We start from the raw sequence: 1,992 nt of genomic DNA on the forward strand, positions 1-1,992 counted from the left end.
GTGTCGCTAAAGTCATCGCTGGCGGTCATGTCGACTTGCTGCATGGCTTGGGTACGCCACTCTTGGTCGCTGTTCATCTTATCGATGATTTCAGCGGCCCATTCGTGCTCTGAGTAAGCGATCGAGATTTTTTGCGTGCCATGGGTGACAAACGCAAACGGGTAAAAGGTCGCACCAGAGGAAGTATCGAGTGTGAGGCCGTCTTGGGCGTTTTCTTGATTGGTGAAGTAGTATTTCTCAAACTTTTCCAGCACGCCGGTGGCGGTTTCCGTTTGCGCGTAACGGAAGATATGAATTTGCTGATTATCGGCTTGGCCCCCTTCCTCTTTGATGTAAATCCAGCCTTCACGCAGCAGGCGCAAAAGATAGCCGCCAGTGTCATTAAGGCCAGACGCGCTGGCCATGTCTGGCAAGGTAGGCGGCGCTTGAGCGGGCATAATGGTGTCAAAGAAGTTGGCATAGCCATAGCGCACTGGGTAAATGGGTAGCACATTGGCTATCTTGCCCGGTACTTCATTCATAAAGGGTTCGACCACATCGATCGATTGTGTGGTATTAACGACAACTTCAGCGGTTTCACCCTCGGTGGCAAAGACACTCTCACTGGCTTTGATAACGTTGACGTTGTCGAGATGACTCAACAGATTGGAGGCTCTTAGCTCCATTTTGCTGAACACGCCCGCCATCAAGTCGGGTAAGCCTTTAATGTAGGCTTTCAAGGTGGTGATGTGCTTATCAAACACTTCATCTGAGAGGTAGGCGTATCGCAGCTTAGTGGCTTGGTCGTGGAGAAATTCCAGTCGAGACTGAAGTTTGCTCAACAGCGACTCGAGGTTGTCACTGACCGCTTTCTTTGCCGCCGACCAGTCATACTCGTGCAGGTAACGCTGTGGATTACCCTGACCACGGGCACGCATGTATGCCAACATTCTATCGGTGGTTTCATACGGAGCAAGGCGTAATAATACCGAGAGTATTTCGCCCTCTTCAAGTACCTGTGGCATGCTGTAAGCCAGTAAGGCTTCTGTCGTATGGGGCAGTGGCTGGTTGAGGTTGCCTAGCACTGCATCACAGAAATGGTCTAAGGCAAAAGAGGTTTCTGGGTGGAGATGGCTAAAGTGCAGCCGCGCCTCAACGTTAAGCATGTCCTGAAAATAGCGGCCACTGCTCAGCTCATGACCTAGGCAGCCCCATGGCATCATGTTGGTTTCCACTCGCGCGGCTTGCCAGAACCCCTGATGACGGCCAATTGCTTGTGTAAAGAAATCCTCTTGTGAAATTTCTGGGTGATGGTGTGGATTAGGGCGTCGAATTGGCCGAATGACGAAAGGATCTTGGCTTTCTTCGAGCGTAATTTTCACGTTGTCGGACTTCAAGTCTCTGATGTATGACTCGCCTTTGCCACTCAATACGCCGTCTGCCATTGGCTGACCACTCTGATTGGTGAGCGTGTACGACGCATTCTTCAATAGCTGTCCATTAGGGTAGCGAGCTTTGATTACGATACTGTTTGGGATATCGAGATCAGGATCGACGGTCACACTTGGGTTTTGTACACCGGCCAGGCACATGGTGTTGGCGTTGTTCATGGTCATCTGATCGCTGAGGCGAGCCACTCCTTTGCCTTCAATAAAGACCGTCGGTGAAGCGGTGATGAACTCCGCTTGCGCCTCGATAGTACCGGAGGCGATGCCTTTTTTATCACCGCCAGCATCGCCAGTACTTTTGGCAAACTTACTGCCTTGTATCGCTATGCTGTTTCCACCATCTGCACTGACCGTGGTGGTGCCATCGACTAAGTCTTCTGATTTGGCATTATTGCCATAAGGAATGGGAACGACAGCAGAGCCCACTGTCGTTAAACACACATCGGGGAGCGTCGCGTTGGCTTCACCGCCCGATCCTTTGTGAACAATACTTAACCCATTTGCATTAATCGTCACTGCCATGTTGTGCTCCTAATGTCCAGATAGAAGGAAAGTTAACCACTGC

Annotated in this window: 1 protein-coding gene; it reads right to left on the bottom strand. The window is 50.9% G+C overall.

Annotated features, from left to right (window positions below; all coding sequences use genetic code 11):
* On the bottom strand, positions 1-1,949 hold a 1,949-nt coding region (locus TW84_RS18505; protein ID WP_045977108.1), incomplete at its 3' end, for a PAAR-like domain-containing protein.
* Positions 1,950-1,992 lie beyond the last annotated feature (43 nt).

Source organism: Vibrio neptunius (assembly GCF_000967495.1).
Taxonomy (GTDB): Bacteria; Pseudomonadota; Gammaproteobacteria; order Enterobacterales; family Vibrionaceae; genus Vibrio; species Vibrio neptunius.